This window comes from uncultured Nostoc sp. (assembly GCF_964247315.1).
GTDB lineage: Bacteria > Cyanobacteriota > Cyanobacteriia > Cyanobacteriales > Nostocaceae > Nostoc.
In genome coordinates this window covers 138487-164328 of record NZ_CAXTTT010000001.1, presented here as the reverse complement: position 1 = coordinate 164328, position 25842 = coordinate 138487, and the positions used below count along the sequence as shown (strand labels likewise).

At 43.3% G+C, this 25842-nt stretch carries 28 protein-coding genes; 17 read left to right on the top strand and 11 right to left on the bottom strand.

Features of this window, described 5'->3' with window-relative positions:
• Positions 1-747, top strand: a 747-nt coding sequence (locus ACFE93_RS00860; RefSeq protein WP_375471575.1) for a PEP-CTERM sorting domain-containing protein, incomplete at its 5' end; no start/stop codon positions are given.
• A 113-nt stretch (positions 748-860) separates the two neighbouring features.
• Here ACFE93_RS00860 and ACFE93_RS00855 read toward each other — a convergent pair.
• Together ACFE93_RS00855 and rppA are read right to left on the bottom strand one after the other, a co-directional pair.
• Positions 861-2141 (bottom strand): sensor histidine kinase, encoded by a 1281-nt coding sequence (locus ACFE93_RS00855; protein ID WP_375471574.1) that lies wholly within the window; start codon positions 2139-2141, stop codon positions 861-863.
• Positions 2142-2245: 104 nt separating this feature from the next.
• Entirely contained in the window at positions 2246-2926 is a 681-nt protein-coding gene (gene rppA / locus ACFE93_RS00850; protein ID WP_375471573.1) for a two-component system response regulator RppA, read from the bottom strand.
• Between the two features lie 140 nt (positions 2927-3066).
• On the opposite strand from rppA, the gene ACFE93_RS00845 reads away from it, so the two are divergent.
• On the top strand, positions 3067-3453 hold the full coding sequence (locus ACFE93_RS00845; RefSeq protein ID WP_375471572.1) for a hypothetical protein: 387 nt from the start codon (positions 3067-3069) through the stop codon (positions 3451-3453).
• Positions 3454-3574: 121 nt separating this feature from the next.
• Here ACFE93_RS00845 and ACFE93_RS00840 read toward each other — a convergent pair whose 3' ends face one another.
• On the bottom strand, positions 3575-3736 hold the full coding sequence (locus ACFE93_RS00840) for a hypothetical protein (RefSeq protein ID WP_375471599.1): 162 nt from the start codon (positions 3734-3736) through the stop codon (positions 3575-3577).
• Positions 3737-3760: 24 nt separating this feature from the next.
• Between ACFE93_RS00840 and ACFE93_RS00835 the strand changes: the two genes are divergently transcribed.
• A complete protein-coding gene (locus tag ACFE93_RS00835; protein ID WP_375471595.1) occupies positions 3761-5722 on the top strand; it encodes a glycoside hydrolase family 32 protein in 1962 nt (653 codons plus the stop codon).
• A gap of 358 nt (positions 5723-6080) precedes the next feature.
• Here ACFE93_RS00835 and ACFE93_RS00830 read toward each other — a convergent pair whose 3' ends face one another.
• Positions 6081-6563, bottom strand: a complete 483-nt coding sequence (locus ACFE93_RS00830; RefSeq protein WP_375471571.1) for an SRPBCC family protein — start codon at positions 6561-6563, stop codon at positions 6081-6083.
• A 295-nt stretch (positions 6564-6858) separates the two neighbouring features.
• Entirely contained in the window at positions 6859-7284 is a 426-nt protein-coding gene (locus ACFE93_RS00825; RefSeq protein ID WP_375471570.1) for a universal stress protein, read from the bottom strand.
• A gap of 292 nt (positions 7285-7576) precedes the next feature.
• Between ACFE93_RS00825 and ACFE93_RS00820 the strand changes: the two genes are divergently transcribed.
• From ACFE93_RS00820 to accD, 7 genes are all read left to right on the top strand, one after another.
• A complete protein-coding gene (locus tag ACFE93_RS00820) occupies positions 7577-8134 on the top strand; it encodes a hypothetical protein (RefSeq protein ID WP_375471569.1) in 558 nt (185 codons plus the stop codon).
• A gap of 95 nt (positions 8135-8229) precedes the next feature.
• On the top strand, positions 8230-10974 hold the full coding sequence (locus ACFE93_RS00815) for a cation-transporting P-type ATPase (RefSeq protein WP_375471568.1): 2745 nt from the start codon (positions 8230-8232) through the stop codon (positions 10972-10974).
• A gap of 141 nt (positions 10975-11115) precedes the next feature.
• On the top strand, positions 11116-12204 hold the full coding sequence (gene leuB / locus ACFE93_RS00810) for a 3-isopropylmalate dehydrogenase (RefSeq protein WP_375471567.1): 1089 nt from the start codon (positions 11116-11118) through the stop codon (positions 12202-12204).
• A gap of 90 nt (positions 12205-12294) precedes the next feature.
• Positions 12295-12555 (top strand): hypothetical protein, encoded by a 261-nt coding sequence (locus ACFE93_RS00805; protein ID WP_104908437.1) that lies wholly within the window; start codon positions 12295-12297, stop codon positions 12553-12555.
• Positions 12556-12658: 103 nt separating this feature from the next.
• Positions 12659-13486, top strand: a complete 828-nt coding sequence (locus tag ACFE93_RS00800) for a prepilin peptidase (protein WP_375471566.1) — start codon at positions 12659-12661, stop codon at positions 13484-13486.
• A gap of 148 nt (positions 13487-13634) precedes the next feature.
• Positions 13635-13808, top strand: coding sequence for a hypothetical protein (locus ACFE93_RS00795; RefSeq protein WP_375471565.1), 174 nt, complete (start codon positions 13635-13637; stop codon positions 13806-13808).
• A gap of 375 nt (positions 13809-14183) precedes the next feature.
• The gene (gene accD / locus ACFE93_RS00790; protein WP_292873445.1) at positions 14184-15134 is read left to right on the top strand and encodes an acetyl-CoA carboxylase, carboxyltransferase subunit beta; all 951 of its coding nucleotides are present in this window, start codon (positions 14184-14186) and stop codon (positions 15132-15134) included.
• Positions 15135-15262: 128 nt separating this feature from the next.
• On the opposite strand, the gene ACFE93_RS00785 is transcribed toward accD, so the two are convergent.
• Positions 15263-16690: an MFS transporter gene (locus ACFE93_RS00785; RefSeq protein WP_375471564.1), complete on the bottom strand. Its 1428-nt coding sequence runs from the start codon at positions 16688-16690 to the stop codon at positions 15263-15265.
• Between the two features lie 222 nt (positions 16691-16912).
• Between ACFE93_RS00785 and ACFE93_RS00780 the strand changes: the two genes are divergently transcribed.
• On the top strand, positions 16913-18133 hold the full coding sequence (locus ACFE93_RS00780) for an ABC transporter substrate-binding protein (RefSeq protein WP_375471594.1): 1221 nt from the start codon (positions 16913-16915) through the stop codon (positions 18131-18133).
• A gap of 76 nt (positions 18134-18209) precedes the next feature.
• Here the strand turns inward: ACFE93_RS00780 and ACFE93_RS00775 are convergent, their stop codons facing one another.
• From ACFE93_RS00775 to ACFE93_RS00760, 4 genes are all read right to left on the bottom strand, one after another.
• Positions 18210-18392 (bottom strand): hypothetical protein, encoded by a 183-nt coding sequence (locus ACFE93_RS00775; protein WP_375471593.1) that lies wholly within the window; start codon positions 18390-18392, stop codon positions 18210-18212.
• 147 nt (positions 18393-18539) lie between these two features.
• Positions 18540-18785, bottom strand: a complete 246-nt coding sequence (locus tag ACFE93_RS00770) for a type II toxin-antitoxin system prevent-host-death family antitoxin (protein ID WP_335031008.1) — start codon at positions 18783-18785, stop codon at positions 18540-18542.
• Between the two features lie 194 nt (positions 18786-18979).
• Positions 18980-19723: a hypothetical protein gene (locus ACFE93_RS00765; protein ID WP_375471563.1), complete on the bottom strand. Its 744-nt coding sequence runs from the start codon at positions 19721-19723 to the stop codon at positions 18980-18982.
• Positions 19671-20189, bottom strand: coding sequence for a hypothetical protein (locus ACFE93_RS00760; protein ID WP_375471562.1), 519 nt, complete (start codon positions 20187-20189; stop codon positions 19671-19673). Before ACFE93_RS00760 ends, ACFE93_RS00765 begins: the two co-directional genes overlap by 53 nt.
• Positions 20190-20298: 109 nt before the next feature.
• On the opposite strand from ACFE93_RS00760, the gene ACFE93_RS00755 reads away from it, so the two are divergent.
• Positions 20299-21141: a proline iminopeptidase-family hydrolase gene (locus tag ACFE93_RS00755; RefSeq protein WP_375471561.1), complete on the top strand. Its 843-nt coding sequence runs from the start codon at positions 20299-20301 to the stop codon at positions 21139-21141.
• Positions 21142-21302: 161 nt separating this feature from the next.
• On the opposite strand, the gene ACFE93_RS00750 is transcribed toward ACFE93_RS00755, so the two are convergent.
• Positions 21303-21953 carry a hypothetical protein gene (locus ACFE93_RS00750; protein WP_375471560.1) on the bottom strand — a complete coding sequence of 217 codons (651 nt, stop codon included), beginning with the start codon at positions 21951-21953 and terminating at the stop codon, positions 21303-21305.
• Between the two features lie 344 nt (positions 21954-22297).
• On the opposite strand from ACFE93_RS00750, the gene ACFE93_RS00745 reads away from it, so the two are divergent.
• From ACFE93_RS00745 to petE, 5 genes are all read left to right on the top strand, one after another.
• Entirely contained in the window at positions 22298-23206 is a 909-nt protein-coding gene (locus ACFE93_RS00745; RefSeq protein ID WP_375471559.1) for a carbohydrate ABC transporter permease, read from the top strand.
• A gap of 47 nt (positions 23207-23253) precedes the next feature.
• Positions 23254-24039 (top strand): carbohydrate ABC transporter permease, encoded by a 786-nt coding sequence (locus ACFE93_RS00740; protein WP_375471592.1) that lies wholly within the window; start codon positions 23254-23256, stop codon positions 24037-24039.
• 147 nt (positions 24040-24186) lie between these two features.
• Positions 24187-24402 carry a hypothetical protein gene (locus ACFE93_RS00735; RefSeq protein ID WP_375471558.1) on the top strand — a complete coding sequence of 72 codons (216 nt, stop codon included), beginning with the start codon at positions 24187-24189 and terminating at the stop codon, positions 24400-24402.
• Positions 24403-24534: 132 nt separating this feature from the next.
• A complete protein-coding gene (gene psbV, locus ACFE93_RS00730) occupies positions 24535-25026 on the top strand; it encodes a photosystem II cytochrome c-550 (protein ID WP_375471557.1) in 492 nt (163 codons plus the stop codon).
• 235 nt (positions 25027-25261) lie between these two features.
• Positions 25262-25678 (top strand): plastocyanin, encoded by a 417-nt coding sequence (petE, locus tag ACFE93_RS00725; protein ID WP_375471556.1) that lies wholly within the window; start codon positions 25262-25264, stop codon positions 25676-25678.
• The last annotated feature ends 164 nt before the right edge of the window (positions 25679-25842 follow it).

The window sequence follows — 25842 nt, the reverse complement described above, 5'->3', positions numbered from 1 at the left end:
TCGGCTAATTGTTCCAAAGCCGTTGAAACTCCACCTGTTGGCATTGAAACTTTAGTTGCTACCCTTGAAACTTTAAAAAGTGTAACCACAACTACTAATACTGCTACTGCTGAAGTCGCAAAAGGCGTTAAAACTACTGTCCAAGAGACAACTAATACCACCGTTGGACAATTGGCTGGAGTTGCAACCGATTCTAAAACAACTGCACAAGTAAAAGACCCAAGTCAAGTTAAACTACCATCTTTGGATAACCCAACACAACTCGTCCAAACCACTGGTCAAGCTGCGGTTGGAATTAAAGCCGATCAACAAAGTACTCAAGCTGATGCAAAAGCCAACCTGGGAGTACAAATCGCTGATTTGGCCACAGTCGGTATCTGTTTAGACGCTAATGCAACATTAGGAATTGTTAATAAAGGTAGCTCGGCTAATTGTTCCAAAGCCGTTGAAACTCCACCTGTTGGCATTGAAACTTTAGCTGCTGCCCTTGGAACTTTACCTGTTGCGGTTAAAACTCCACCTGTTGTGGTTGAAACTCCACCTATTACGATTAAAACTCCATCTGTTGTGATTAAAACTCCACCTGTTGCAGTTGAAATTCCACCTGTTGTGGTTGAAAAGTTCTATGTTGGTATAAAAATTCCATCTGTTGGTGATAAAACTCACTCTGTTCCCGAACCTACAACTCTCGGAGGACTTGCTTTGTTGGGGGTTTACTTTATTTCCCGCCGTCGTCGAATCTCTTAATTTAGAACCTACATTCCGTAGAAGTAGGTAGTTACATGTTTGGGCTATTTAACTTGAATTGGCTAACAGTGCCTTCTCTGTTGGCGAGTTGCTACACATTTATTAAAGGTGATTTAGGAATGGCTAAAAAGTGGTAACTTTATCTGGAACGTCGAGCCTTTACCCTCATTGCTCATCACATGGATATGACCGCCGTGGGCCTGGATAATTTGTTGAGCGATCGCTAATCCCAACCCAAATCCGCCGCTTTCTCTAGCACGTTCTGTGTCAACCCGGTAAAAGCGATCAAAAATGTAAGGTAAATCTGCCTCTGGAATTCCAATTCCAGTATCGATGACCTGAATTACTGCCCGATCTGGATGAGATTCTAAGCGTAACCAGACAGTTCCACCAGACGGAGTGTAATTGCAAGCGTTGTTGAGTAAGTTTTCCACAGCTAGCCGCAACAAATCGGGGTCAGCCGACAACTCAATAGGTTGTTTTGGTAAATGGCTGATCAACTCGATCGACGCTTTTGCAGCAACAGTATTGTAATAAACAGCTAAATTCTCTAGCAAACTATTAAGATTAACCTTTTTAAGAGATTCGGGAGTTAATTTTCCCTGATGCCGAGCTAACAGCAATAGGTTATTGACCAAGGTACTCATCGACTTGGCGCTATCGATGATGTTCTCCACTGAGGGATGAATTTGGGGATAGTCTGCTGCTATTAGTAACCCAACTTGGGCATTGGTCAAAATCGCAGAAAGGGGCGATCGCAACTCATGAGAAGCATCTGATGTGAAGCGTTGCAGTTGATTATAGGCTAGCTGAACGGGTTGCATAGCTATGCCACTGAGTACCCAACCTGTAAGTCCAATCAACCCCAGTGCTACAGGTACAGCAAGGGTCAATATTAACTGAAATTCTCTGAGCTCGTTTTGAGTTTCTGTCAGTGGGATAGCAACTTGCAGATAACCGATGACCGAATTTCCTCCTTGAACAGGTAGAGTGACTTGACGAAGCCAAAGCGTCTTACCTGTAAACTGGTCAACAGACTTAATCGTGAGAAACTCAGATGCTATTTCTAACTGCTCTAGAGGTGGAGTACCAAAAAACCGCTTGAGTTTGCCATCGGGGTCATACCAGCGAACATACACCAGTTCAATATCAGCGGGGTGAGAACCACTACCCAATAGCGGTATATTGCTCAGATCGACTTGTTTTTGTCCTTGATACAGCCGATACTGCGAACTGGCAGCCATTAGCTCTGCTCTTTTATAAAGCAGTTGATCTAATGCTTTGAGCTTGTCTTTCACCTCAAGATTATAAATGACTCCAGCAAAGAGAATGAGAATGCACCCCATTGAAAGGGTAAACCAACGAGCTAAGTTACGACGACTGCGGTTAAACACAACTCATGCTAATTCGTAATTCGTAATTCGTAATTCGTAATTACAACGCTTTTCAAGTAATTAAACTACACTATATTTCTACTCTGCGTAGCCATTATTAAATCTCAAGATGTTTCTGGAGGGTTGAGGCGATAGCCCATACCATAGACAGTTTCAATCCAATCGGCTGCTGCTAATGTTTGCAAACGTTGGCGAAGTTTACGAACTAGAACGGTAATTGCATTGCTTTCTGGCTCACTACCCCACTCCCATACGGCTTGTTCAATTTGGTTGCGAGTCAAAACTTGCTTAGGATGACGCATGAAGTACTCTAGCAACTGAAATTCTTGGCTGGAAAGGGATACGATCGCCCCTTGTCGCTCCAAAATTAGTGTATCGAGATGAAGTTGCAAGTCTGCCAAGCAGAGGGTGTCTCTTTGCCAAAGGGGCGATCGCCTCCTCAATGCCCGCACCCGTGCCATGAACTCCACGATATCAATCGGTTTGACCAGGTAATCATCTGCTCCGGCATCTAATCCTATGACTTTATCGGGTATGGTATCTTTTGCTGTGATCATTAATACGGGAGCTGTTTTTCCCGCCGCCCGATACTGTTGACACAAACTTACTCCACTAATCCGAGGTAACATCCAATCCAAAATCAGCAGGTCATATTCTTTTTCAGCCAAAAGCCATTGAGCGGTTTCACCATCCTTGACACCATCGACGCTGTGTCCAGCCTGAGAGAGAACCATTTGTAACGGCATTAATTGTTTTGGATCGTCCTCTACCAGTAAGATTTTCATCACCTTTATACACTTGTGCTTGTTTAGAATAATCCATTGAAGCAATCTCAACGTCTTTCATCAGTCAGATTTCAGAGGATTGTCTACCTGATTACGATATACATGAACTGTGATCTAGCAAAATCAGAAGCAGGTGTAGTGTGTGGCGTGTTAGTAAACGTTGGCTGCAAGGGCTGGGATTAGAGTTTTGGTTGCCTCTACCACTGGTAGCGGTTGTGTTTTGGCTTGGCTGTAATTTCCTAGCTGCTCAAGAGTTAAGCCGACCCTACTCTACGAAGAAAAAACTTCAGTCAGATACTCAACTTGAAGCACGGGTATCAGTCAATGTGTTGCTCATTAACGCTGCCGTCAACCGAACTAAAAGAATTACCCAGGTAGAAGTGGAAACAGCAGACCCCATCTTGAAGCGACTGGAATTAGAACTTCCAACAATAGAATTCAGCCAAATAGAAGCGACAATTGCCCAAGAACTAGGTCTACCCCGTGAGGATGTTAGAAAGTTAGTACGCTATGAAGTTGTTGACTAATGACGTTCTTGCATGAATGGAGTGTCATAGAAAGCGGAAAAGTATTATTTTTTGTTTACTGCATTAAATGTTTACCATGAAAATTTAATATGTATGTAATGCATCCATCCACTTCCTTGCGTCAAGGTGGTGAAGTTTCAGCCGGAATTGCAGGGATATTGTTTGGAGAAGAGCAATGAAGGTGCGTACTGTTTCTGTACTCTATGCGATCGCGGCTTTGTTGATTTTTCCCGCGCCTGCTCGGTCTGCGATCGAAAAGGTTGTTGGAGGTGGTAGTGTTCATCAGGGTGAAACACGCCGTATTACTGTGATCGGAGATGGGATCGATTTTGCGACTTCGGTCGCTTCCTCGGATGCGCGGATTGGTGTCAGGCTTCTCAGTAAGAAAGGACTTGGACAGGGCAGAGCAAAAGGGCAAATTGTACTGGAAGTTGCTGTGCCTCTCAATGTCCCTAAAGATCAGAACTTTAACCTGACGGTTAAAATCGCTCCAAACCTTTATTACTCCAAGGGAGGTTCTGAAACGGTTCGGCTGAATGTGCAGGAATATCCCAACAGTTCATGGAGACCTTTGTTTCATTTTGCTCCTTCATGGGGATGGATGAACGATCCGAACGGTCTTGTCTATGTAAACGGAACGTACCATCTCTACTATCAGGCAATTCCGTTCTCCCGGGATCTTAATGGCCAAATTAACTGGGGACATGCAGTTAGCACCGATCTGGTTCACTGGTCTGGGCGCAGAGACGCGATGTTCAGTCCGTCAATGGATCTCCTTCCCAGTAGCGACGATCAGAATCAAGTCTGGTCTCCTTTCTCGGGGTCTGCGGTGACTGTTAGTGGTGAGGCAGCAAGACAGTTCCCCTGCGACTGCTCAAACCTTTGTGTTGCTTCTATATTCACCAAGAACACTCCTATTGTTTCACTCCAGGATCAGTGGCTTGCGGCTAGCTGCAATGGGGGCGAGTCCTTTAAAGCACCGGAGAGTGTGTTGCCTAACTTGACACCTCCTAAGCCAGATTTTCGAGATCCGAAGGTATTCCCCTATAAGGGACGCTGGATTATGGTGTTAGCGGTTGGAGATAAAGCCGAGCTTTACGAATCTGCGAATCTGAGACAATGGAACCTTTTATCCTCTATCCCGCTCTACAGCAGCCTCACCACTTTAGGTCCTTTCGTCGAAACCCCAGATTTGTTTGAATTACCGATCAGCAATTCGGGGACGAACCAGACCAAGTGGATACTGACCTACAGCGAAGGTTTCCTTCCGCCTGTGGTATGCCAGGGTCTTCGAGACAGTACCGGAATGCCGCTCACTGACCCCAAACTCAAAAAGGACTGTGAAAGCTCCCGAAAATTTACCTCACGTAGCTTCTATATCGTCGGCGAATTTGATGGGAAGCAGTTCAAGCAGGAGTCACAGCCTCGACCTATAGATTTTGGCTCAGATTTTTATGCGCCTCAAACCTGGTCTGGCACTCCAGGACGACGCATCCTGGCTGGCTGGCAAAATAATTGGCATTATGCCCACCAAACTCCAACAACGCCGTGGCGAGGGCAATTGAGCATTCCGCGAGACTTGGGGTTGATGAGAGATTCTGGCACCTATTGGCTGACTCAAACTCCGGTTCAAGAACTAGCGCTTCTGAGAAATTCTGCGCTTGGGCGTGTGACTCGGCTGCGGAATAAACCCTTGACTAACAAGACGCCAGAGGAGCTGAAGAATTTTCGTTCCACTGCATTCGATGCTGACCTAGCAATTGATGTTGCTGGTTTGCCCAAAGTGAACTCTGAAATTAAGATTCATCTGCGATCGGGTAATACAGCACAAGGAATGGTGTTGGCATGGCGACGTACTGGTGCCGACAAGGGGGAGTTATCACTAACGCGCTCTGCTTCTGAAGCCGGTGGATCGACTTCAGAATTAAAACAACAAGAGTCTGGGTTTATCGGTAAATGGTTGTCTGTCTCTGTTCCTTTTGCAGCATCCACAATTGAGCGACTCGTATCAAACCTCATGAATGCCCAACCTAATCAAAGTTCGCAGATCACTCAGGTGCCTGTTGTGACAAGTGGCACCAATAATAGCCTCTTAAAACTTCGGATTCTCGTGGATCGAAGTTCGGTAGAAGTGTTTGCGGGCGATGGACGCGTAGTGTTAAGCAGTTTGTTCTTTCCTAATTCAACCAATAAAGAGTTCAAGCTGTATGCAACAGGGGGAAATGCAAAGATAGTGAGCTTGGTTATATACCCGTTCAGTGATGACTGATGATTTCAGATAACGACTGCAAACTAATCAACCATCAGTGCGTAGACGCAAAGCGGTGAGGGGGTCGCAGTCTTCTCCCAAGGGGAGACGCTAAAAGCGATAGCGTAGCGTTAGCGAGTCCGCGAGCGTCTGGCGGTTCCCGTCGTTAGCGCAGCGTTAGCGAGTCTTCTCCCAAAGGGAGACGCCAAGGGCGAACGAGCGTCTTGCGAACCCTCAAACCCGTTGGCGCAGCCTCTCGTAGAGAAGGGCTTGTCGCCAGATATCACCTTATTGATGTTCTAGGCGACTATGTATCTCACTTCCTGCCCTGCTGTCAACTCTCAACAGGTGATGCTAGCAGTTGACTTGAAAAAGCGATTTAGCGATTTAATGAAGTAGTCGTAGTTTGATTAATGCGTTCTGCCTTGGTTTTCAATGTTTGGTTCATGGCTTCAAAGCCTTGACGAACGTCGATTAAATATCGACGAGACAACAGAGGTACTAGTAAACCCTGGAAAGATGCTTGCTGAATGAAGCGGACGCGTAGGCGTAGCCCGTCGTAGACATCGCTTCCTAGCGGTTCAATGATAAAGCTATGTTCACCGTCAAATAATCCTGGGAGCAAAAAGTGCCCTAACCAGCGCAATTTGCGATTAGGTTCTACCGTAATCACAGTCGGGCGAAAGGTCATAATATTTGTACCCGGAGGCTGAAAGTGAATAGTTAGCTGTGCCCCTTCACTCAGCGACCCACTAATTTGACGAATAAACAGATTCCAATGTGGAAAACTGGCAAAATCAGTGAGTAAGTTCCATACTTGCTTATCGGATGCCTGAATTTCGATTTCAGTATAGATTTTCATGGGTATGAGTTGATAGGAAAACCAGAATTAAAACGGTTATTCCTGCTAAAAATAACCCAATGTATTGTTGTCCTAGTACTCGATAAGCCCAAAAATTACGGGTGAAGGCAGGCAGATAAAGCAGGGGGAGCAGGGGGAGAAAATAACTTGATTTTCCTACCATAAACCCTGCAAAGTTTTTTGGTGGACTACGAGGAAACTAGATTGTTTGTTGTAAAGCATAATGAATACTATTCGTAGAAAACTCACGTTTGAACAGCAAAATTATGGCGGTTGGTAGACAGTTGTCAATGAATTACTGACCTTGAACAACCAGAACGGAACATGGAGCGTGATGAACGACGTGATTGCTCACACTTCCTGCTAAAAGTTCGGCAAATCCTTTAAGTCCTCTACGACCAAGCACAATCAAATCTGCTCCCCAACTCCGGGCTAAATCACAGATGTTAGTCCCAGGATCTCCTGTTTGATAACTGGATTCTGCCATAATGCCTAGTATTTTCGCTTTCTGATAGTACAAATGGAGTAAACTTTGTGCCTGTTGTGTTTCTATTTCCAGGTCTACTAAGTTCACAGTGAGTTGACTAGAAGCTGCTAGCTCAATGCTGTAACCAATCATTAACTGAGCAGCATCTCTTTGGGCTAACTCCAGCGCTTTTGTAAATACTGTTGCAGTCGCAAGTGAATCATCGACCGCCACCAAAATCTTCTTAAAGCTCATATCCAGCTCCAATAATCAATTACTTCATTCACTTTTGTTGTCTTTTAGCTTGAGGGACAAATGTGATTTAAAAGTGAAATTAAGTCCCGATAAGCAATTTATTCACTTTTCGTTCACATTCATCAGCAATCCTGGAAAAGAAGCAGAGAAACGAAACTAAGCTAACTGAGGTTTAAAACGAATCTCTTACCTAATACGGTTCATGCTCACACTAGAAAACTATAGTTTTTTACTATTTTGAGATTAATAAAGCTTCGTTTTAAACTTACTGATTTTGATAGGAGAGGTTGTGATGAATTTCAGTCCAGTTAAAAATGCGATCGGTATCATTTCTACCCGTCAGGCTGTAACACAGGTGCTTGATGAACTCAGAGCGATTGACTTTCCCATGCAGAAAATTTCTGTGTTCACTTTAGACTCTGAAGACGAAAAGTTGCACGAGGATGTTAATGCGGGTAAACATCCCATAACTCCGATCGAAGGTGCTAAAGCAGGCGCAATTACAGGAGGAACAGCCGGGGGCTTCCTGGCACTCACAGCCGGACTTGGCGTATTAGTTATTCCCGGTTTTGGGCCGGCATTAGCGGTTGAATCTGTGGTGAGTACACTGCTAGCGGGTGGAGCGAGTGCAATTTTTGGCAGTGTTTATGGCGCATTTCAAGGTTGGTTTGCTCCCGAAAGGCAAGCTAGACTCTGTGAGCCAGCCACCTGCCAAGAAAAATTTTTGGTGAAGGTAGAAGGAACAGCAGATGAAATCTGGCAAGCAGAATCCATTCTCCGTTATTGGGGTGTGCAGGAATGGCATATTTATGAACTTAGCAAAAAATTCTCGTTATTAACACAAATTTGAAAAAAAGGTAGAGATTCAAACAGAGAAATCGATATTAAATCTGATGAGTCTTAATTACGAATTAGTTTAACGGTTACTTCAATTTGGAAACTGAGATGACAGCAAATACGATCGCTACAAATACTTTTGCCCAAACAACAAAAGATTTACTCAACTATGAATGGCATACTCTGGGTGAACAAAAGGTTGTGCAAACGTTAACCAGCCATCCCGAAGCAGGTTTGAGCCATGAAGAAGCTACCAAACGACACCAGCAGATGGGTGCAAATCAACTGACTACTAAAAGTGGAAAAAGCCCTTGGCTACGATTTTTAGAGCAATTTAATCAACCACTACTATATATTTTGCTGACGGCGGGAGTAGTAACGCTGCTGCTCAAAGATTGGATAGATGCGGGAGTAATTTTTGCTGTCACCCTGATTAACGTCATCATTAGCTACATTCAAGAATCGAAAGCAGAAGGCGCGATCGCTGCTTTATCCAAAGCCGTCACTACCGAAGCAACTATAATTCGCGATGGTCAAAAAACCCGTCTAGCTTCGACTGAACTTGTTCTTGGTGATTTGGTATTGCTGGCATCTGGGGATAAAGTACCCGCCGATCTGCGGCTATTAAGTGTGCGTGGGTTGCAAGTTGACGAGTCTGCCTTAACAGGCGAATCCGTTCCGGTGGAGAAAGCAACGGCATCGCTGGCTGTGGAAACACCGTTAGCTGAACGAAGCAATATGGTGTATGCAGGAAGTTTTGTTAATTTTGGACAGGCAGAAGGGATTGTAGTAGCGATCGCAGATGCCACCCAAACCGGTCGCATCTCACAGTTAATTGAAAGCAGCACAAATCTGAAAACACCGCTAACGCGAAATATTGACAAGTTTAGCAAAACCTTGTTGTATGTCATCTTAGGTTTGGCTGCTCTGACATTTGCAGTTGGATTAGGACAAGGCGAATCTTGGATTGATGTTTTTAAAGCAAGTGTAGCTCTGGTAGTCAGCGCGATTCCAGAAGGACTACCTGCAATTGTTACCGTCACTTTAGCGATCGGAGTTTCCCGGATGGCACGACGTAAAGCAATTATTCGCAAGCTACCCGCAGTGGAAACTTTGGGAAGTACTACTGTTATCTGCTCTGACAAAACTGGGACGTTAACTGAAAATCAGATGACGGTTCAAAAGATTTATGCGGGTGGGCAACACTACACCGTTAGCGGTATTGGTTATGCCCCAGATGGTGAAATCTTAATCGATCAACAGCCTGTTGATTTCAATGCAGATGGACATATTGCTCTTTGGGAATCCCTGGAAGCAGGATTGCTCTGCAATGATTCTCACATTGAATGGGGAGATGGACAGTGGGACTTAGTAGGAACCCCAACTGAGGGAGCATTGATTACGGTTGCCAATAAAGCGGGATTGACACAAGCGAATCTAGAGCAATTACCTAGAATAGACACTATTCCTTTTGAGTCTCAATTCCAATACATGGCAACTTTGCATGAATTAGATGCAAAGCGATCGCTCAATATCATTTATCTCAAAGGTTCTGTAGAGGCAATTCTCCAACGATGCGATCAGATGCTTGATGCTCAAGGACAAGCTCCTCTCAATGCTGCCGCAGTGGAACAGGAAGTTGCTAGTATGGCAAACCAAGGGTTACGAGTGCTAGCTTTTGCCAGCAAAGAAGTTGCCACTAAGCGATCCTTGGAGCGTAATGATATCGATCAAGGACTGGTGTTTTTGGGACTTCAGGGCATAATCGATCCGCCCCGTGAGGAAGCGATCGCCGCAGTCAAAGCCTGTCAATCTGCCGGGATTCAGGTGAAGATGATCACTGGGGATCATGCACTCACAGCAGCTGCGATCGCCCGCCAAATGGGAATTTGCTCGACTGAAGAACAGGTTTTCACCGGACAACAATTAGCTCAGATGGATGAAAAAGAATTCGCCCAAGCGGCTGAACAAGGTATGGTATTTGCGCGAGTTGCTCCAGAACAAAAATTGCATCTGGTGAAAGCGTTGCAGTCTCAAGGTGAAATTGTTGCCATGACTGGAGATGGTGTCAATGATGCTCCCGCTCTCAAACAGGCAGACATTGGTGTAGCGATGGGCATAGCCGGGGCAGAGGTTGCCAAAGAATCGGCGGATATGCTTCTAACTGACGATAACTTCGCTTCAATAGAAGCTGCTGTGGAGGAAGGACGTGGTGTTTACCGCAACTTGCGAAAAGCGATCGCCTTCTTGCTGCCGATCAACGTGGGAGAATCCATGACGATTTTGATTGCCATTCTCCTGGCAACCGTGCTTCCCATCTTACCAATCCAAATTCTCTGGTTGAACATGGTCAGTTCAGTAGGGTTGATTGTTCCCCTCGCCTTTGAGCCAAAATCTGGACAGGTGATGCAGCAACCACCACGCAATCCTAGAGAAAAGCTTTTATCAGGTAGTTTACTTAAGCGCATATTAGCGATTTCTGTTTTCAATTGGGTGGTAATTTTTGGAGTGTTTCAATGGATACTTCAAACTACAGGCAATGAAGCCTTAGCTCGCACGATGGCGATTAATGGATTGGTGGCAGCAGAAGTCTTTTACCTGTTAAGCATTACCCAGTTTTTACCATCTCTAGTCGTGAGAATCCAAGGTAAACGCACACCCGTAGCTTATGCACCTGCGATCGGAATTGTGGTTGTGGTGATTTTACAATGTCTGTTCAGTCAGTGGAGCATGATGAATCAAGTGTTTGACACCACACCTTTAACATTTATCCAAGCTCTCATTTGCATGGGTGTAGGTTTGCCAGTGGTGTTTATAGCTCTAATATTGCAGCGTTTCGATCCGCTCAACTAGGGATATAGGAGTCCAATAATGGTTTCATCCAATGCCAAATGATTATGTTAGAGTTACACCCAAATAAATTAAAAACTCCATCAGTACATTTTGCTAGGTATGATATTTAATCTGCAAGCATTTACCTAGTAATAACCAGCTATGACCCAGAACTACCGCATTACTCTACTCCCCGGCGATGGCATTGGCCCTGAAATTATGGCAGTGGCGGTAGATGTGCTAAAAGTCGTAGGGAAGCAATTTGATCTGAAGTTTGAATTCCAAGAAGCCCTGATCGGTGGTGCAGCAATTGATGCCACAGGGGAACCCCTACCATCTGCCACTCTAGATACTTGCCGTAACAGTGATGCTGTGTTACTCGCTGCGATTGGTGGTTACAAGTGGGATTCCCTGCCATCCAATTTACGCCCAGAAGCAGGTTTGTTAGGGTTACGTGCCGGTTTAGGATTATTTGCCAATTTGCGCCCAGCGAAAATTTTGCCCCAACTAATCGACGCTTCAACTTTGAAACGCGAAATTGTCGAAGGCGTGGATATTATGGTGGTGCGCGAACTCACTGGTGGGATTTACTTCGGTAAACCCAAAGGGATTTTTGCTACAGAAAATGATGAAAAACGCGGTGTAAATACAATGGTTTACACAGAGTCGGAAATTGAGCGTATTGGGCGGGTGGCGTTTGAAGCAGCAAAAAAACGCGGTGGGAAACTTTGTTCGGTGGATAAGGCGAATGTATTAGAAGTATCTCAGTTGTGGCGTGATCGCATCACTCAACTTTCTCAAGAATATCCAGATATCGAACTCTCTCATTTATATGTAGATAATGCTGCTATGCAGTTAGTACGCGCTCCCAAGCAGTTCGACACCATTGTTACAGGCAACTTGTTTGGTGATATTCTTTCTGATGCTGCTGCCATGCTCACAGGTAGTATTGGGATGTTACCCTCAGCTAGTTTGGGCGCTTCTGGGCCTGGTGTATTTGAACCAGTCCACGGTTCCGCCCCAGATATCGCCGGACTTGATAAGGCTAATCCTCTAGCACAGGTTTTGAGTGTGGCGATGATGTTACGCTACGCTTTAGACCAGCCAAAAGCGGCAGACCATATCGAACAAGCCGTATTACAAGTTTTAGAACAAGGCGATCGCACCGGGGATATAATTTCTCCAGGAAAAAACCTCCTTGGTTGCCGCGCTATGGGAGACTCACTAATTAAGGCTCTTGAACAAAAATAATTTTATAGAGCAAACTGGGCAATATGGCAACCTTTGCTATAAGTTTCGGGTAGACTAAAGGGAAATCTAGCAATCAAATAACAGTCGATAGTGTACGCATTACGACAAGGTCAAGTAAATTTTACCGCCCCAAAGAACCAATCGCCTTTGATTGATCCTGCTGTAATCCGAGCTGCTGGGCAGATATACTATACTCACTGTGAAGTTCATCCCGAAATAGCTGGGCAACCTTCCGGTGTAGCAATTAATCGTGTGACTCATCGAGGTAAGGTTATTTTTACTAACCAACCAGTTCTTTTACCTCAAGAATGTTTTGTGCCCTTAAGTCAAATTGAATCCCACATGTATTAGTCATTGGTCATTAGTTCATTGGTCATTGGTCATTAGTTATTGACAAAGGACAAATGACACAGCACAAATGACACAGGACAAATGACAAAGGACAAATGACTATATGGACATTTTGTTCGCCATCCCGGCGAGTGTAATGGTCTTTGCTTTGGGTGCATCTATCGGTAGTTTTCTCAATGTTATTGTTTATCGCCTACCTGCTGGGTTGTCAATTCTTTGGCCGCCTTCTCGTTGTCCTAAATGCTTAAACCAGCTAAAAGCTTACGACAATGTACCAGTGTTCGGCTGGATTTCCTTAAGAGGGCGGTGTCGATATTGTAAAAGCAAAATTTCTGTCCGTTATCCTGTGTTAGAAGGGGTAACGGGCATAATTTTTTTACTAATTTTTTTGGTATTTCAAGTTTCGACTTTAACAATAGGCTATTGGGCTTTTTGCAGTTGGTTATTGGCGCTATCGCTCATTGACCTAGATACAATGACTCTACCCAATCCACTTACTCAGTCGGGTTTAGTGGTAGGGATTTTATTTCAAATGGTAGTTGGTTTTCTACCAGAGGGTAGTTTTGTAGCATTGGTAAATCACCTAATAATGGGTATAGTTGGTGCGGTATTAGGATTATGGCTGTTTGATGCGATCGCCCTATTGAGTTCAATTGCCTTTGGTAAAACTGCAATGGGTGCAGGTGACGCCAAGTTAGCAGCCATGATGGGAGCCTGGTTAGGCTGGAAATATTTGCTCTTGGCTAGTTTTATTGCCTGTGCGCTGGGAGCATTAATTGGCATTGGTGTTTTGATTATGCAGCGATCGCGACAAAAATTAGGACAAAAGATACCCTTTGGCCCTTTTCTGGCTTTAGGATCTGTGATTACCCTATTTAGCGGCGAAGCCATTTTGTCTAGCTACCTGCGGTTATTTTTTCCAGCCTCTTGAATTGAAGTAGCGACTGGGGACTGGGGACTAGGGACTAGGAGAATAACCATACCTAATCCCCAATCCCCTTTCATAAGAAATATTTATAATTCGTGACTGTAACCAACATTACCCCATCTGCCTTTCAGATTTTGATAATATTCAGCTTGTGACTTGTATTACCCTCTTAACGACGATTAACCGTTGGCAAGCGCAACTAGTACAACAGATGCTGATTGTTCAAAACCTAGCAATAGGAATAATTGATTTGGGTGGGAGAGGGAGAGCATCTTATTTGGAGGTTGGTATTCTCATGGCTTTGTCAGTACATCCATATAATTAAGTCTGCTGAAAAAAAGAGCAAGAGACTTGTATTGGTATAAGTATTTTCGTTAAGCTGGCAACCAAAGATGAAAATTAAGGTCTGAATTGCTTAAAAGCGTAATTTAACGACTTAGGCATTAGTCAGCCAGCGCGGTCTCTTCTCTACAAGATGCTATGCGAACGCGAAGCGTCTCGTAGAGAAGGGGGTTTCTACGCCACTTCCTTCAAGTCGGCAAAGCCGCCCGACGGAATGGCTTCCCATGAGGAACTGGCGTTAACGATGTAGAAGCGTCACCGAAGGGTCATTAATAAAGACAAATGACTAATGACTAAGGACAACCCAATACGGTTTGAAATGTTTTCGACCTCATACCCACTTAAAATAAAATAAAAAATGGCTAACAACGAAGAATCACGTGGTTTAAAGTCTCTATTTGATTGGTTTGCAAATCGACGGAAGTCAGGATCTACCAGCCTCGAACGCCAAGAACGTGAAATTGCTGATGGATTATGGCATAAATGTTCCAAGTGTGGCGTGTTGGCATATACAAAAGACCTGAAAGCCAATCAGATGGTTTGTGTCGAATGTGGTCATCACAATCGGGTAGACAGCGATGAGCGCATCCGTCAATTGATTGATAATAATACCTGGAAACCGCTGGATGAGCATTTGCGTCCAACTGATCCGCTGGAATTTCGCGATCGCAAACTCTACAGCGATCGCCTACGAGAAACACAAGATAAAATTGGCTTAATAGACGCGGTTAGAACTGGTTTAGGTCAAATCAATGGTTTACCCATTGCCCTTGGGGTTATGGACTTCCGCTTCATGGGTGGTAGTATGGGTTCAGTCGTGGGAGAAAGACTCACCCGGATGATTGAGCAAGCCACTCAACGACGCTATCCTGTAGTTATCGTTTGCACCTCCGGTGGCGCAAGGATGCAAGAAGGTATGCTTTCTTTGATGCAGATGGCAAAAATCTCCGCAGCCTTACAACGCCATAAAGACGCGCGATTATTATATATTCCTGTTTTGACCAATCCGACAACAGGCGGCGTTACCGCTAGTTTTGCAATGTTGGGCGATATAATTTTGGCAGAACCCAAGGCAACGATTGGTTTTGCAGGTCGGCGAGTGATTGAGCAAACCCTGCGGGAAAAACTACCCGAAAATTTTCAGACTGCTGAAGATTTGCTCCAGCATGGTTTTGTTGATGATATCGTACCCCGTACCCAATTAAAGAACACCTTAGCCCAGCTGATTGCCCTACACCAGCCTGTACTAACAACACCTCACATGGTGTTGTGGGAAACAATGTCCTTGACTTCTACCGCCGCAGAATAAAGCTTGGGGATTGGGGCTTGGGGCATTGAGTACAAGAGGCAGAGGTGCACGGGGGTAGAGAGGCAGAGGGGAAAAACTTACTGCAACTTCTCCCCTGCTCCCCTGCTTCTTTCCCACTCCCCACTCTCTCATCCTCTGCCTGGCTCTTGAAGAAATATGAGTGGAACAAGGGCTACTAGTCGGAATAAACCTGATAGGGCAAACAAGCCTAGTAAGCCTCCAGACTGAGCAAATTGGACGAGAAAGCTGCCTATAGTTGTGCCCAAAGCACCACTTGCTCCAGCAACGGCAGCTGCGATCGCAAAATAAATAGACTGATTTTTAATTGGTGCAATGCCCAATTGTATATTGTTGCTGCACAAGTCAATTGCCGCCCAAGTACCTCCAGTCAAGATGTGTAGTAGTGGCAACCACAGCCAAATGTCAAGGCGATTAACACTAATCCCTAGCCACAAAAGTGGTGTGATTCCAACCAAAATCCCAATACAGATGAGGATGGGACGATTACCTATCTTGTCTGCTAATTTTCCCCACAGGATAAGCATCAGCAAAGTTGCCCCCGCCTGAAGACTGTTGTAGATAGTCACATAGCTCACATCTAAATTCAACGTGTCAAGCATATAGAGGTTAAAAAAAGGACTGCTGAGGTTAACAGCAAGCGTCCAAAAGCTGAAATACACCAGAAATATCAAAAAGTTAGAGTTTTTCCAGATGCTGTTAGCTGACTGATCTTTTGGCAGATGAATTGATTGAAGTACTTCAGAAGATTCATCTTTTGTAACCTCTGATTGAATTTCACTGATTTGTGGTGACTTGTCATAATAAGTGTTTTGCGATTGCGGATTCATGTCCACTTGGAAATACTGACAACCCAATCCCATAATCCCAAAGACAATGCTTATCAGTAGAATTACTCCATAGCCTTGTAGAGTTCCCCCATACCAATGTGATACAACTAGACCGGCCATTGGTACGCAAACCAAATTAGTTAGACTAGCGGCACTATTACGTGTCCCAAAATACCTGCCTCGCAATTGACGGGGAACTATCATTGCTACCCAACTTAGCCACGATGCAGTTCCTAGTCCTCCCAAAAGACTACTAAATAGAACAATCAAGAGTGTTAATATGACTAGCTGGTGAGTATTAAGTACTCCCCAACTGACACTGGCAATACCAATTACTAGAACCAACCATAGCAACCGACCAATTCCGTGTGTCCGAAGCGAATATTGAAAGCGACTGGTGCTACGTTCAGACAAGTAAGCACCCAACGGCTGAATGAGATTGACCAACATGGGAATAGAGGACAGCATTCCAAATACCACTGGACTAGCACCCAACTCCACCAATAAATTGCTGAGTAAAATCCCGCCAGTTCCAAGAGAGTAAACCGATGCTAAGACAGAATCCGCAGTGGAAGCTTTTAAACTAGTGCGAATAGTATCCTTGGAAATTCGAGAGTTTGAAGAGATTGCTGTTGGTGGTGAGGCAATCTGGGTAAATTTCAGGATCAGTGGTGCAGTTGTTTCAATCTGAACAGAATCCGTAAACATAGATTATGGGTGAAGTATCCTCGGATAAATCAGCTTGCAAAGGATCTCAGTATGCTTTAGTTAGCATCGCTGATAATTTTTCGTTATTTTAGCTTGCAATTTTTAACCAAAATTTCAAATAATTAAGATATCACTCCTTAATAACACAAGGTATGAGCGAGGAAAAAGACGTATTATTTGTTTGTGATTAATAAAGGATTATTTAATTTTTTGGCATTGGTGATGGCGATCGCGATCGCCATTATTGGTTGTCACACCCTAGAATTACCAAGCAAACTCTCAGCATCTACCCCAGTCACCATTAAACTCAGTGGTTGGGGGGGCAATCTTGTTGAGCAAAAACTTTTGAAACAGGTTCTGCTAGACTTTGAGGCACAGCATCCAAATATTAAGGTCAAATATGAGGCGATTTCTGACCAATACATGGATGTAATCAAAACTCGTTTGGTTGGAGAAGCAGCGCCTGATGTCTTTTATCTGGAGTCGGTCGAAGCTCCTTTTTTGATGAGTCAAAATGTCCTCGAACCGCTAGAAGCTTACATTACCCCCGAATTTGACCTAGCGGACTTCGAGGATAGCCTACTTGACAGCTTCAAATACCAGAACCATATTTATGGTCTTCCTAAAGACTATTCCACCCTTGCCCTGTTTTATAACAAAAAAGCCTTTGCCGCCGCCGGCTTGAGTAATCCGCCAGCTACTTGGGATGAACTACGCACTTACTCTAAGCAATTGACAGGCAAACTTAATAAATACGGCTTTGGAGAAAACCCCGACTTAGCACGTCAGGTTTATAAAATTAAAGCCTTTGGTGGACAACTCGTCGATCAAAATAGTTATGCTACCTTTGCCAGTGAGGCAAGTTTACAGGGTTTAGAGTTAGTGATAGATCAGTATCAAAAAGACCGCTCCTCCGCTCAAAAATCTGATGTTGGCACAAACTCAGGTAGTGAAATGTTTGGTCAGAGTAAGGTGGCGATGGTGATTGAAGGTAACTGGGCAATTCCCTATCTAACCGAAACCTTTCCCCAAGTAGAGTTTGCTACCGCACAAGTGCCTACGATTAATAATAAAAAAGGCACAATGATGTTGACCGTTGCCTACGTGATGAATAAGCAAGCACAACACAAAGCCGAAGCTTGGGAGTTGATTTCTTATCTCACGGGTAAAGAAGGAATGCAGAAGTGGACAGGCACAGGGTTTGCTTTGCCAACACGTAAATCAGTAGCAAAAAATTTGGGCTATGACCAAGATCCCTTGCGATCGCCATTAGTAGCGGGTGTTGATTATGCTACACCGTGGCAAGTAGGTCAGTATCCAGCTGCGATCATAAATAACTTTGATAACCAGTTTGTCAGCGCCTTGTTGAGGCAACAACCATTAAAGCAAGCGATGCTGAAGGCAGAGAATGAAGCTAATCAGCAAATTAAGACGATGGAGTAAGTAATCTTTCTTACCTCTACCAAATCACTTCTGAGTAGAAATTTGCTATCTCCTTATCAGATGTAATTATTGCAGCTTAATTATTTCTGGCTATTGCAACGACAACTCGATCTACTGGATCTCGATGACCCCATTCCAAGTTGACACTTTCCATCCAAATATTTTCATCAATAGGTACAATTTGAACGGTACTAGACTTTTTCAGCCTTACTACGTAATCGTTAAGATTGACTCCTAAATCTAGTTTTTTATTTTTAATTTTTATCGCAATTTCCCATATAGCTATGGACGGGACAAGACTATTTTTTATCCCTTTCCATGTAGTTGCACGCTTCTTTGGCTTGTTCAGAAAGTTTGGCTGGATCTAAACTCCACCAGATTAAGGCACAAGTGTCAAGGACTATCTTCACAATTGTGTCCATTCCTCAGTAGTTGGTGTAGTTAAATCCTCAAAGTACTTCACTTTACCGCGCATTTCCCCAAATAACTCTTCTGTTGAAGGTGCTTGTGCGTATTTGGAAATTTTCACAACTGGCTTACCGCGATCGGTAACTACAATTTCTTCTCCCTCTGACTCTACAAGTCGTAAGAACTCAAGAAGTTGAGATTTGAGTTTACTTTTGGAAATTGATTTCATGATAACCGTAGTCATGACTATAGTCATATTCTAAAGGGCATAGCATGAACTATTACTCAATATTTACTAGCTATGACCAAGACCTACTGTGATCGCTATTAGAAAGTGGTGTAAATTATGCTACACCGTGGTAGATAGGTCAGTATCTAGCGGCGATCGTGAATAATTTTGATAACCAGTTTGTCAGTGCCTCGTTGGGGCAATAACCATTAAAGCAGGTGATGGTACGGGCAAAAAATGCAGCTAATCAGCAGATAAAAGCCATGAAGTAACTTAAGAGCATTCACCGCATAATATTTAACTGCTAACGTTCTTAACTCAAAAACAAGCTGTCTATTGCCATAGTCTTGATAAATGTCTTGAAGAAAATCAATTGACCTATTATTGTAAAAAATGAGGTCTCGAATAAGTTTTCCAGATTCTGTACGACTCTGTTCTGCTGCAAAGTTAAGGTCTGGATAGAAAAGCGATGCAAAAAGTTGACAGATATAATTTTCGTATTTAATGTGTGCTTCATTCGTCTTTCCTGTTGGTAGCTTTTCTATTTCACCTAATTTTCGTTTAGCGGAAAAGACGGGAATCTGTTTAAATAGCGGATCGTTTTTACAGTCATCCTGAGTTCGCTCTTTTACCTTGATATATTCCTGAACAATGCCATAATTATCCCTATTGAAGTTTAGAACCTTAACACGTTCTTCTGGCTCACCAGGATTAAAAATTTCATCACGAGGACAGTAATCCTTAAAGTAGTCTTTAAAGTTGATCCACGGAGAAAATCTTAGCCATCTCTTAGGAACAAAGATTAAAGGCTCTTTGGTTTCAGGATTTACGGGCAATGTAATTTCCTGATCTAGGATAAATGAATTTTTACGGTAGTTATAAATTCCAGCAACAACAGCTTTAGTAATTGGTATTCCTACTTCTTCGCATTGTTGTATTGTAAAGTCTATCAAAAATGATTAATGATTTAATAAAGTTACAACAAATATCACTGATGCGATCTTTCGCAATTCCATCTACATAAAACTGGATCTCTTCAAAGTGAACAAATCCGTATTTTCCATACTCAGGAATTTTCTGAAATAAAGAGAGAATTTCATCTGCTTTATTACGGCTAATTTTTATACCTTTTCGTTTTTTTGACAATCCCAGTCCAATCTCTTGGCATTCAGATGCAAGAATGAGGTTGTCACGAGCCTGATCTATTTTGCCTTTCTGAACAAGAAAGTTTAGGTTATTAAAGGAATTAATTATGGAGGTATGAAGTGATTGGTCTTGTTGTGAGGGAGACTTCCATAAAAGAAAAGGGTCAACGTAAAGGGGAATATCTTCATCTAGAAATGCTATGGCAAAATCTAGCTGTGCTTGGGTAGCTGAAATGCCGTGGTAATCAATTATTCTTGGGCGGACGATCGCCATTTGCTATTTTTGTCTACGTATAGTCGACTATTATAATGTCAAATAATTTTTGTGCCATGTCTAATACTTCTGCCCTTGAAGACTTTATTTCATTCCGTGGTCATCAGGTATGGTATGGTATCGCATCGTTAAACCAGACCAAGAAGATTCTGGCAAGCTACCACTGCTGTGTCTTCACGGAGGCCCAGGAGTACCCCACGACTACTTGGAACCTTTGGAAGCGTTGGCTTCGCCCGCCGCAGGCATCGCCACAACCGGACGCAGGGTGATTTTTTACGATCAATTAGGGTGTGGAAATAGCGATCGCCCCACAGACCCTACCTTATATTCCATAGATTTATTCAAAGAAGAACTCTTCGCCGTCCGCAGTGCCTTAAATTTAGACCAAATTCATCTTTTTGGGCAATCATGGGGCGGTTGTTTAGCTTTGGAACATGGTCTTTCTCAACCGACTGGGTTAGTCAGTCTCGTTCTAGCTAACACGCCTTCTAGCATTCGACAATTTGTCACTGAAGCTTATAGCCTGATGAATGAGCTACCAATCGAAGTACAAGAGGTCATTCGTAAACACGAAGCCGATGGTACTACTCAAGACCCCGAATACAAACAGGCAATGGAAGTATTCAATCATTCTTTTCTTTGCCGACTAGACCCTTGGCCCAGCAGCTTAACTAGAGCCTACAGTAAAGTTGGTACAGAGTTTCGGGGTACAGGCAAAATCATCGACTGGAATATTGAAGACCGCCTCGGTAAAATTATCGTACCTACACTGCTGCTATCAGGTCGTTACGATGAGGTGACGCCTACTTGTGTTGAAACAGTTCACCAGGGTATTTCTGGCTCTGAGTGGGTAATGTTTGAAAACAGTTCACATATGCCTCATCTCGAAGAGACGGAACGATTCTTGCAAGTCTTGAGCAAATTTTTGAATCGTGTCGAAACAGCCTTGTAAAGGTGAGATTGTAAGTTGAGTCTCATATTCCTTGAACCTAAGTCTTCATTTATTCTCGAATTCTCGAAGTTCCGAGTTCTGAGCACGAAGTTCCGATATTGTAAACATTAAAGCATCCATAATAAGAATTAAAGCGTTTATGAATACTTTAATGTTTGCTACTAATGTTGTTTTCTAGTAGTTCTCTTTCGCTTTGCAAACGAACCAACAGCTAATCCACCAAATACTACTACTGCCCCCATGATGGTTGTTGGTTCTGGAACTTCTTGGGGAACTTCGATAGAGCCGCTGACTAGAGCCAGACCATTCAAGGTAATAGTTGATCCTAAATTAACAATGTCTTCTTCCGAGAACAATAGTGTGCTTATACCATTTTTGAATATGCCCTTACCGCCAGTGATATTCACGATGCCAGAACCTTTCGCTGTCAGATTATCAAAATTAACTGAAGCACTGGCATCACTAGTTCCAAATAACTTGTTATCACCGTCGCCAAACACGATGTAGCCTAATGGGAAACCTTGGACACCAAATACTTCTGGATTATTGTTAAAAGTGAGATTTCCCTTGTCATCAATCACGGAGTATGTCAAACCTTTGTATAATCTTAAATCATAGGGTGCATTATCACTCAAACCAACCTCAAATACCTGCGAAACGTTGCCTGAAATAGGCGTAATATTGACTGTTGTCCGATAATTGCCAATAAATGGATAAATGGTCTTTGCTGTTGCTCTGCTTACATTTGAGCAAAGACTAACTGAGGTCAAAACTAGTGGAACAATCCACATTCTGAGTGAATGAAGCATCATTTAAAATCTCCATTTTTAAAAAGTACCTATTTTCACAGGGAGTTTACAATACCTAAGAAGCAGTTACAATGAATAATCCTTTGATAAAATTGGCATTTTTTTATCAGATGATATATAGAAACCTCCTCTAAAGATAAAAATTCCACTCCGGTGCATAGCCCAAAAAGAGAACAAGAGCTAAGTTAAGCAAATTTTTCAACAATTTTCTAACCTTTTCCCAAAGCAGAATCATCTTTTCCTTACAAAATGAGGATTGAATGCTTTTGTGACAGGAGTACGATAAATAATCATGCACAACCCATCGCTACAGCCGGGTTAGTGCGAGATTAAACGGAGGTTCAGTAGTGTTTGAAATCAACAGGCGGCGGAATAACCCCAGGTGGAACATCACCGAAGACTTGGCTGGGTATATGTTCATGATGCCCACCATTCTAGTTTTGGGAACTTTTGTAGTCTTACCTATTCTCTACGCCGTTTTTCTTTCCTTGCAAAAAGTCCAACTTCTTGGCGGTATTGAGTACGAGTTCATTGGTTTTCGGAACTTCACACGATTAGCTGAAGATGAAAGAGTTTGGATTGCTTTGAGAAACACAGCCGAATATGTAGCCATTGTTGTGCCAACTCAAACTATCCTGGCTTTAATTCTGGCAGTAACTCTAAATTCTGGGATTCGCGGTAAAAACTGGTGGCGCATTCTCTATTTTTTGCCGACAGTCACTTCTTCAGCAGTGCTGACACTTATCTTTATGTGGATTTATAACACTGATGGGCTACTAAACGATTTTCTTGCCTTTGTGGGGCTACCTACTTATAACTGGTTGGGCGATCCAGCAGTTGCGCTCAAAGGAATTATGATCATGAACATTTGGTCAACCGCGCCGTTTTATATGGTGATTTATCTGGCGGCGTTGCAAGATATACCCCAAACACTTTACGAGGCCGCGGAACTTGATGGCGCAAATGGATGGCAGCAATTTATCCACATTACTCTTCCCTTGCTTAAGCCTGTAACCTTCTTTGTGGCGACAGTGGGGGTAATTGGCACTTTTCAACTTTTTGACCAGTCTTACATCTTCTCTGGCGGTACTGGTGGGCCAAACAACGCTACCTTAACTGTAGTGCTGCTGATTTATCAAGCTGTATTTCGGAATTTACAAATGGGATATGCAGCTGCGATCGCATTTTTGTTAACAATAATCATCATTGCCATCACTTTGATTCAGCGGCGACTTTTCGGAGGCGAACGAATTTGACTAAAACCTCTGGCTTATCCTGGCTCAAAGCCCTGTTGTACGTCTTAATGACACTTTATGCCATCATTACCCTAATTCCCTTTCTCTGGGCACTTTCAGCATCATTTAAGCCACTAACAGAGATTGTCAGTGGTGAACCCAACTTTCTCCCCAAGAATTTTACTCTTGACAACTACAGGCAAATCTTTCTCCAAGAACCGCTATTTTGGCGCTGGTTATTCAACAGTGTAGCGATCGCCGTCAGTGTTACGCTTTTAAACTTGTTGTTAAATTCAATGGCTGGTTATGCCCTGGCAAGACTGCGCTTTTTGGGCAAGCGCTTTTGGTTCTTCCTAATTTTGGCAGTACTAGCAGTACCGACGCAAATCACCCTGATTCCGACATTTTTGATTTTAAAAGCGATCGGCTGGCTGAATTCTTACCAAGGCATGATTGTTCCTAGCATGGTTAATGCCACTTTTATCTTCATGATGCGGCAGTTTTTCGTTAATTTTCCTAAAGAACTAGAAGAAGCAGCGCAACTGGATGGCTTAAATACTTTTGGAATTTTTCGACACATTGTCTTACCTTTGGCAAAACCAGCACTAGCAGCACAGGCAGTTTTTGTGTTCATGGGGAGTTGGAATAATTTTTTACTGCCTATAGTTATCCTATTTGACCCAGAAATGTTTACCCTTCCTTTGGGGCTGAACACCTTCAAAGGTCAATACATCAGCTATTGGAACTACATTATGGCGGCTTCTATGGTCTTCACCCTACCAGTCTTAGGTATTTACGCATTTTTTAACCGTTACTTTATTCAAAGCGTCACCTTTACTGGGGGAAAAGGTTAATAGGCATTGGGCATTGGGTTATTCCCCTTGTCTCCCTTGTCCCCCCATGCCCCATTCCCCAAACAGTATTTTGGGCAACAAATTGCACTCCTAACGTGATATTGGTATTACAGCGACTCAATCTCTATCTATCAGTAAACAAGCATTATGGGTTTTGCAGACCTATCGATCGCAGAGATAGCAGCCGACTACAGCATTCCTGTAGAAAAAGTGTTTTCTCTGTGCAACCAACTGGGAATCGCCTACAAACACCAAAAGACCCGTTTGGCGTTAGAAGATGCAAAGGCAATTCTTTCCCAAATATCATCTGAAATATGCCCCAAAGGTACTAACGACTTGGTGGACGATCGCGAAGTCCCCTGAAGGGTTATCTCAGAACTTTCGCTAATAACTGATAGCTAATGACAAAAAACAATGAGTCATTAGCAATTAGCAGCTTGGAGATTGAGAATCGCATTCTTAGCTGTGTTGAGCGTCAAATCTTTAAGGGGAAACATGTTTATAAAACTAATTGGCGTTGTTGTGGCTACTGTTTTACTTTCGTTTCAGTTGATTGTCGGTACCGCGACAGCAGTGGAACTAGACGAAGCTACCCGAACAGTGCCATTAAATACTCAGGGTGATACCGTTGTACTCAGCCTTAAACAAGTCAAAGAAGGCAAACGCTTATTTAATTACGCTTGCGCCCAATGTCATGCTGGGGGAGTTACCAAGACAAACCAAAACGTGGGACTTACTCCAGAGGACTTGGCACTAGCAACACCTAACCGTAACAACGTTGAAGGTTTAGTAGATTACCTGAAAAATCCCACTACTTACGACGGGGAAGAAGAGATTTCCGAAATACACCCCAGTCTCAAAAGCGCAGATATTTTCACAGCAGTGCGAAATCTGACGGATGATGACTTGGAAGCGATCGCCGGTCATATTCTCTTACAACCCAAAATCGTTGGTACTAAGTGGGGAGGCGGGAAAATCTATTACTAAATCCCGGAGTTGAGTCATTGGGAATAGGGCATTGGGTATTGGGAATAGGGCATTGGAAAGAATTTAGTCTCCATTCCCCATTCCCTATTCCCCATTTACTGCTGATTGGACGGCTTTTTGCAATAAATTACTCTCCATTCTTAAAAAAAAAATAGATATATGACAGATTGTCATACTTTGACGTTGATTTTATTTAAAATGAGAAAGGGAAAAAATTGTTTGTTAGGAGAGAGCTATGAAATTAATTTCGGCAAGCTGGCGACGCCTTAGTTTAGCTGTGTTGACAATCCTTTTAGTTGTTAGCAGCTTTGCTGTTTTTACTCCCAGTGCTTCGGCTGAAACCTACAAGGTGAAATTGGGTAGTGATAAAGGACTGCTAGCATTTGAACCGAAAAAGTTGACCATTAAAGCAGGTGACACAATTGAATGGGTGAACAATAAAGTTCCTCCCCATAATGTAGTGTTTGATCCTGCCAAAAACCCCTCTAAGAGCGCTGATTTAGCTAAATCTCTGTCTCATAAGAAGTTGCTCATGAGTCCCGGTCAAAAGGAAACAACCACCTTTGCAGCAGACGCACCTGCTGGTGACTACACCTTCTACTGTGAACCTCATCGTGGTGCTGGTATGGTTGGTACAATCACTGTCCAATAGCTAGAAACACCAGCGTTTGACACGAGATGATTACTCAGTGAAATTAGCTCATCGCCACACGCTAGACTCCTAGAGTGACGCACAAAATACACAAATGGCGGTAACGAGTCCTATCCTTCCCTAAGACGCTAAACAATCTGTAGCGATCGAGGAGTGAACTCGTT

What these genes read in the sequence shown, in the direction of transcription:
- psbV (WP_375471557.1), top strand. Translation starts at nt 24,535, where the DNA reads ATGTTTATAAAACTAATTGGCGTTGTTGTGGCTACTGTTTTACTTTCG.
- accD (WP_292873445.1), top strand. Translation starts at nt 14,184, where the DNA reads ATGGCTAACAACGAAGAATCACGTGGTTTAAAGTCTCTATTTGATTGG.
- ACFE93_RS00755 (WP_375471561.1), top strand. Translation starts at nt 20,299, where the DNA reads ATGGTATGGTATCGCATCGTTAAACCAGACCAAGAAGATTCTGGCAAG.
- ACFE93_RS00815 (WP_375471568.1), top strand. Translation starts at nt 8,230, where the DNA reads ATGACAGCAAATACGATCGCTACAAATACTTTTGCCCAAACAACAAAA.
- ACFE93_RS00820 (WP_375471569.1), top strand. Translation starts at nt 7,577, where the DNA reads ATGAATTTCAGTCCAGTTAAAAATGCGATCGGTATCATTTCTACCCGT.
- ACFE93_RS00750 (WP_375471560.1), bottom strand. Translation starts at nt 21,953, where the DNA reads ATGATGCTTCATTCACTCAGAATGTGGATTGTTCCACTAGTTTTGACC.
- ACFE93_RS00735 (WP_375471558.1), top strand. Translation starts at nt 24,187, where the DNA reads ATGGGTTTTGCAGACCTATCGATCGCAGAGATAGCAGCCGACTACAGC.
- petE (WP_375471556.1), top strand. Translation starts at nt 25,262, where the DNA reads ATGAAATTAATTTCGGCAAGCTGGCGACGCCTTAGTTTAGCTGTGTTG.
- rppA (WP_375471573.1), bottom strand. Translation starts at nt 2,926, where the DNA reads ATGAAAATCTTACTGGTAGAGGACGATCCAAAACAATTAATGCCGTTA.
- leuB (WP_375471567.1), top strand. Translation starts at nt 11,116, where the DNA reads ATGACCCAGAACTACCGCATTACTCTACTCCCCGGCGATGGCATTGGC.
- ACFE93_RS00770 (WP_335031008.1), bottom strand. Translation starts at nt 18,785, where the DNA reads ATGACTACGGTTATCATGAAATCAATTTCCAAAAGTAAACTCAAATCT.
- ACFE93_RS00780 (WP_375471594.1), top strand. Translation starts at nt 16,913, where the DNA reads ATGGCGATCGCGATCGCCATTATTGGTTGTCACACCCTAGAATTACCA.
- ACFE93_RS00740 (WP_375471592.1), top strand. Translation starts at nt 23,254, where the DNA reads ATGACACTTTATGCCATCATTACCCTAATTCCCTTTCTCTGGGCACTT.
- ACFE93_RS00800 (WP_375471566.1), top strand. Translation starts at nt 12,659, where the DNA reads ATGGACATTTTGTTCGCCATCCCGGCGAGTGTAATGGTCTTTGCTTTG.
- ACFE93_RS00840 (WP_375471599.1), bottom strand. Translation starts at nt 3,736, where the DNA reads ATGAACACTACCACCTCCAACAACCTTTTCGATCGCAGACCGAGCAGG.
- ACFE93_RS00785 (WP_375471564.1), bottom strand. Translation starts at nt 16,690, where the DNA reads ATGTTTACGGATTCTGTTCAGATTGAAACAACTGCACCACTGATCCTG.
- ACFE93_RS00825 (WP_375471570.1), bottom strand. Translation starts at nt 7,284, where the DNA reads ATGAGCTTTAAGAAGATTTTGGTGGCGGTCGATGATTCACTTGCGACT.
- ACFE93_RS00830 (WP_375471571.1), bottom strand. Translation starts at nt 6,563, where the DNA reads ATGAAAATCTATACTGAAATCGAAATTCAGGCATCCGATAAGCAAGTA.
- ACFE93_RS00760 (WP_375471562.1), bottom strand. Translation starts at nt 20,189, where the DNA reads ATGGCGATCGTCCGCCCAAGAATAATTGATTACCACGGCATTTCAGCT.